This is a genomic window from Robinsoniella sp. (assembly GCF_034124845.1).
On record NZ_JAWYAJ010000396.1, the window covers coordinates 1 to 6,193 of the forward strand.

At 44.0% G+C, this 6,193-nt stretch carries 5 protein-coding genes; 4 read left to right on the plus strand and 1 reads right to left on the minus strand.

Annotated elements, in window-relative coordinates; genetic code table 11:
• On the minus strand, positions 1 to 487 hold a 487-nt coding region (locus ACH2DQ_RS19750; protein WP_395027982.1), incomplete at its 3' end, for a PocR ligand-binding domain-containing protein.
• Between the two features lie 293 nt (positions 488 to 780).
• On the opposite strand from ACH2DQ_RS19750, the gene ACH2DQ_RS19755 reads away from it, so the two are divergent.
• From ACH2DQ_RS19755 to ACH2DQ_RS19770, 4 genes are all read left to right on the plus strand, one after another.
• Positions 781 to 1,419 (plus strand): corrinoid protein, encoded by a 639-nt coding sequence (locus ACH2DQ_RS19755; protein ID WP_394915187.1) that lies wholly within the window; start codon positions 781 to 783, stop codon positions 1,417 to 1,419.
• A gap of 186 nt (positions 1,420 to 1,605) precedes the next feature.
• Entirely contained in the window at positions 1,606 to 3,813 is a 2,208-nt protein-coding gene (locus ACH2DQ_RS19760) for an ASKHA domain-containing protein (RefSeq protein ID WP_395027985.1), read from the plus strand.
• Positions 3,814 to 3,855: 42 nt separating this feature from the next.
• The gene (locus ACH2DQ_RS19765; protein WP_394915189.1) at positions 3,856 to 4,644 is read left to right on the plus strand and encodes a polysaccharide deacetylase family protein; all 789 of its coding nucleotides are present in this window, start codon (positions 3,856 to 3,858) and stop codon (positions 4,642 to 4,644) included.
• Positions 4,645 to 4,761: 117 nt separating this feature from the next.
• The gene (locus tag ACH2DQ_RS19770) at positions 4,762 to 6,057 is read left to right on the plus strand and encodes a replication-associated recombination protein A (protein WP_395027988.1); all 1,296 of its coding nucleotides are present in this window, start codon (positions 4,762 to 4,764) and stop codon (positions 6,055 to 6,057) included.
• Positions 6,058 to 6,193 lie beyond the last annotated feature (136 nt).

A 6,193-nucleotide genomic window follows, 5' to 3' on the forward strand; every position in this document is an offset into this window, starting at 1 on the left:
ACAGATAATAGAGCAATTTACTGATCTGGGTCACATGTGCCGGTGTAATGACCTTGATGGAGTTTGATTCTTCGTACAGCTCTAAAAGAGATTCGGTAGGAATCTCATAGCGTTTTGCAATATCCAGAATCAAAAGAGAATCCGGTGAATCCATTAAAAAAGGCCCTACGAGAATAGAACCAAAGAAAGCATTCTTATTCAGCAGAGGAAATACAATATGGTTCAGATTCGCATGGCAGGAAAATATATAGGTCTCACCAAGGGTGATGGCACGCTTACTGGCATTGATATGCAGCAGTTCGCAGCTGTCATCCTTAGGCAGATGTTTTTTAAATGTATTGCAGAAGCAGGTCTCAGCCCCGCTGGACTCCAGGATCTTACCGTTTTCATCAATTACCTGAATGGGCAGATCTACGCAGGCCTGGAATGCGCCCAGCATTTCCGTTAAATGTTCTTTTTCAACCACAGTGTAGAGATATGGTGTCATTGTTGTTACCTCCCGGACCAATAAATGGTAAAAATTTTGTGAGAGTGATATCTAAAGTAAAATATATACAAAACCCGAAGGTTCAATTTGTGTAATTTAGACAATTCGCAAATAAAACCTTTATTTTTCTCCATTATATCATACATAATGCAAAAAAAATACATTGAATCTAAAATAATTACAAAAAAAGATTTCTAAAATGAATTATACTGTGGACATACAAATTACAGATGCTTTGCGGAGAGCAGTTGTAATTATAAAATGTAATGGCAAATAAAAGGAGGATATTAGTCATGGCAATTATTGAAGAGATTTCAGCATTTTTACAAAAAGGAAGAGCAAAAAACGTAAAGGCATTGGTACAGCAGGCAATTGATGAGAACCTGGATCCAAAAGCAGTCTTAAACGAAGGTCTGTTAGCGGGAATGATGATCATTGGTGAAAAATTCAAAAATAATGAAGTTTTCGTACCGGAAGTACTGGTGGCAGCCAGAGCAATGAATGCCGGACTGGCAATTTTGGAACCAAAGCTGGTTGAAGTTGGAAATGAACCGGTTGGTAAAGCAGTTGTTGGTACCGTAAAAGGCGATTTACATGATATTGGTAAAAACCTTGTAGTAATGATGTTAAAAGGAGCAGGTCTTGAAATTCATGATATCGGCGTAGATGCAGAGCCGGCAGCATTTATTGATAAGGCAGAAGAAGTTGGAGCAGATATTATCTGTATGTCAGCACTTCTTACCACAACAATGCCGAATATGCAGACTGTTGTTGATGAGTTAAAAGAAAAAGGTCTCCGTGATAAATATATCGTAATGGTTGGTGGAGCACCCGTAAATGAAAGCTTTGCAGAACAAATTGGAGCAGACTATTATACACCGGATGCAGCGACCTGCGCCGAAGTTGCAAAAAAAGCTGTTTTAGCCAATTAAAGTTATAAAAAACGAAAAAATTTACATAGGCTGTTGCATACCGGAAGGGTTGTGTAACAGCCTTGCTTACATTTACCGGCGTATATTCAAGTGTGAAAGAAGATGGCATTCACAGTGCGAACTTTGTTCACATTTTCTACTGGCGCAGTACTACAGCCAGGTGTGCGGTATGCAGGAGGTATAAATATGCAGATAACGAGAAAGGGTGAGATTATTTGTCTGGATGGATTTGACGTCAGGATAGATAAAAAGGTGGTCCTTCAGCTACTGGACTGCAAGGAAGATAACCCTATTTATGAAGAAGTGGAAGAAGAGTATGAGGAACTGGAAGAACTGGTATATGGAAAAATAGAGTCCCATGCCCTAATTAAATTTGATACCGTACCGGAAGAGGTTGCAAAGCAGGCAAATCTTACGGAACACCAGGCGGCATATGTTCTAACAACCGTTGGAGGGGAAGTAAGTGCCTATAGTACAGAGATGTTCCGCCAGGGAGATTATCTGAAGGGGATGCTGATTGATGCCATGGCTGACAGTTATCTGTTTCAGATGGAAGATGCCCTAAAGGATGTACTGAGAGAGGAGTGCGCCAGCCGGAAAGCGGGAATTAAGAAGCGTCTGGAAGCCCCCCATGATATTCCGATGGAAATGCAGCAGGTGATGCACCGCCAGATTAGGGCGGAAGAACTGCTGGGGATCGGCATCACCTCAGGATTCATGTTTGATCCAGTTAAAACGTCATGTCTGATCCTGATTCTGACTGATGATGAAAAGGAATTCCGGATGCAGCATGATTGCAGAAAATGCAGTGCACTGCACTGTAAATTAAGAAAGGTGGCACCTGTTATGATAGAAGTAATTGAGAAGGGAAAGAGCTACCGGATACCATGTGCAGAAAAGCAGAGTATTCTGGACGCCCTGATTGCCCACGATGTTTATTTCAGCGCTGTATGCGGAGGGAAAGGAGTCTGTGGGAAATGTAAGATAAGGCTTTTGGAAGGCAGCCTTTTCATCACGCCTTCGGATGAGAAAAAGTTTACAAAAGAGGAACTGGACATGGGCTACCGGCTGTCCTGCAGAGCATTTCCGGATGGGGACTGTAAAATAGCATTAGACAGAAATGATGAGTCTGATTTTGAAATTGTTTCTGACTACACGGGAAAACAATACGATTCGGGAGCATTAAAGGACACGGCATTTGGCATAGCAATTGATATCGGAACCACCACCATTGCACTGAATCTGGTAGGAAAACAGAGCAGGGAGGTTGTGCATTCTTTTTCTACCATTAATAAGCAGAGAAGCTTTGGGGCAGATGTCATATCCCGCATCCAGGCGTCCAATGACGGGAAGAAAGAAGAACTAAAGGCTTCAATCCGCCAGGATCTCTTAACCGGTATCCGTGAGATTTTAAAAGAAACGGGTATTGCCTCCGGGCAGGTGGAACAGGTAGTGATCGGATGCAATACCACCATGGGGCATCTGCTCATGGGATATTCCTGTGAGACGTTAGGGGTAGTGCCGTTCACACCGGTTAATATTAAGATGGTAAAAGAACCTTTTGAACATATTCTGGGAGAAGGGCTGCTGGATTGTGAAGTAGTAGTGCTGCCCGGTATTTCTACCTATGTTGGCGGAGATATTGTATCCGGGATGTATTTCTGTGACTTTTTTAAAAGGGAAGAAATCTGTCTTCTGGTTGACCTTGGAACAAACGGAGAAATGGCACTTGGCAACAAGGATAAGATACTGGTGTCCTCCACGGCGGCAGGACCTGCTTTTGAGGGGGGGAATATTACCTGGGGAATGGGCAGTGTAAAAGGCGCTATCTGCGGGGTACATCTGAACAAAGAGCGTGCAGAGGTAGAGACCATTGGAAATGAACCGCCCATTGGGCTGTGCGGAACCGGAGTAATCGAAACAGCTGCTGAGCTTGTCCGGGAAGCGTTTGTGGATGAGACGGGACTTTTGGATGAAGATTATTTTGACGACGGATTCCCGATTGCAAGAACACCGGATGGAAAAGATATTGTATTTACCCAGAAGGATGTACGGGAAATCCAGCTTGCCAAGGCAGCCGTCAGAGGAGGCGTGGAAACGCTGCTTCTGCGCTATGGGGTAACTTATGACCAGGTAACAACTGTCTATCTGGCTGGCGGGTTTGGTTTTCATATTGATACGAAAAAAGCAATACAGATTGGGATGCTGCCGGAAGAATTTGAAAATAAGATCCAAACGGTAGGTAACAGCAGCCTGGGCGGTGCCATCCGTTATTTTATATCGGAAGATGGTGACAGGGAGATGGAACGAATTGTGGGACTGTCTACGGAAATCAATCTTTCCAGTGACAAAGAATTTAACGATTTTTATATGGAGCATATGTTTTTCGAATAAGGCATATATTGTTGTTAAGACTTCAATGGATTGTGGATAGTTATGGAGAAGTGGAAACAATATGTGGAAAGAGGTTTGATCCTGGCTGGAATAGTAGTTTTTGTATTATGTATGGTGAATCTGTGGCAGTCAAAGCCTGGGGCAGCCGAGAGTTTGGATGCAATGGATACAAAGATATACGGGGATTCCGGGGAGACGCCGTTAACAGAAATAAAAGAAACTGAAGCAGGACGGGGACCAGATAAAGGGAAAGAGACAGAGGACGCAGATGATGTGAAGCCAAAGATTGCTCTGACTTTTGATGATGGTCCCCATCCTGTTTTTACGCCGGAGCTGCTGGATGGTTTAAAGGAGCGGGGAGTAAAAGCCAGTTTCTTTGTTATGGGAAAAAATATTAAGGGACATGAAGATATTATAAAAAGAATGGCAGAAGAAGGCCATGTGATTGGCAACCATACATATTCCCATATTAACCTGAACCAGTTGTCGGCGGAAAAGGCATGTGGAGAACTTGCGAAAACAAGCGATCTGGTAAGGGAACTTACCGGAAAAGGAACCGAATATGTCCGGCCTCCCTTTGGCATCTGGAATGATCAGCTAGACTGCCGGATTACCATGCTCCCGGTAATGTGGAATATCGATCCTCTGGACTGGAAAACCATGAATGCATCCACAGTTACAAATAGGGTAGTGACGAAAGCCAAAGAAAATGCTATTATTTTATTACACGACTATTATCAGACTTCCGTTGATGCGGCATTACAGATTATAGATCAGCTGCAGGCGAAAGGATACCGGTTTGTAACCGTTGAGGATATATTGTTAGAATAACAGTTACCAATACTGTACCGGTATAGCGCTCAGCAAATAGCAGAATGGTTCACAGGTCTGATTATCAGGTTATATAAGAATAATACAGGAGAAAAAAATAGGGAGTTATTTGATTATATGCGAAGCAATACCATGGAAAATGAAGCTCCTCTGGCTTCCAGAATACGTCCCAAAACCTTAGAAGAGGTGGTGGGACAGCAGCACATTATCGGAAAAGACAAGCTGCTTTATCGTGCCATTAAGGCAGATAAGTTAAGCTCTATTATATTCTACGGACCGCCCGGTACCGGTAAGACGACGCTGGCAAAGGTCATTGCCAATACCACCAGTGCGGAATTTACCCAGATCAATGCAACGGTAGCGGGAAAAAAGGATATGGAAGAGGTCGTAAAAGGTGCGCAGGACAAACTTGGAATGTATGGGAAAAAAACCATTCTGTTTGTGGATGAAATTCACCGCTTTAATAAAGGACAGCAGGATTATCTGCTGCCCTTTGTAGAAGATGGCACCCTGATCCTCATTGGGGCGACCACGGAAAATCCATACTTTGAAGTCAACAGTGCATTGATTTCCAGATCCATTATTTTCGAACTGAAACCCCTTGGTACCGGTGATATCCGTACGTTGATGGAACGCGCCGTATATGATGTGGAACGGGGAATGGGGGCTTATAACGCGGTGATAGAAGAAGATGCCCTGGAGTTTCTGGCTGACATAGCAGGAGGAGATGCCAGATCGGCACTGAATGCCATTGAGTTAGGGGTGTTAACCACCCAGAAAAGTGAGGACGGGAAGATTCATATTACGCTGGATGTGGCTTCTGAATGCATCCAGAAGAGAGTCGTAAGATATGATAAAACCGGGGATAATCACTACGATACCATATCGGCATTTATCAAAAGCATGAGAGGGTCCGATCCGGATGCGGCTGTGTATTATCTGGCGCGGATGCTCTATGCCGGAGAAAGCGTGACATTTATTGCAAGACGCATTATGATCTGTGCATCGGAAGATGTGGGAAATGCAGATCCACAGGCGCTTCAGGTAGCAGTAGCGGCGGCACAGGCAGTAGAGCGCATCGGAATGCCGGAATCCCAGCTGATCCTGGCACAGGCAGTTCTCTATGTGGCTGCGGCGCCGAAAAGTAATTCCGCTACCAATGCAATCTTCCAGGCTACGGAGGCAGTGAAGAATAAAAAGGTAACCATACCTCCTTATCTCCAGGATGCCCATTACAAAGGTGCGGCTAAGCTGGGACATGGCATAGGCTATGAATACGCCCATGATTTTCCGAAACACTTCTCAAGGCAGCAGTATCTGCCGGATGAACTGGCGGGACAAGTCTTTTATGAGCCATCCGATAATGGATATGAGAAGAAAATAAAGGAACATATGAAGTGGTTAAAAGAATAGGCACGATACAGATACTGGGGGAACTTAACGGTTCCCCCAGTATCTGTATTCAAAGTCTTCGGCACTTATGGGCTTTGAAAAGTAAAATCCCTGGATACTGTCCGGATGAATGGAACGTATGGTCTCCAGTTCTTCC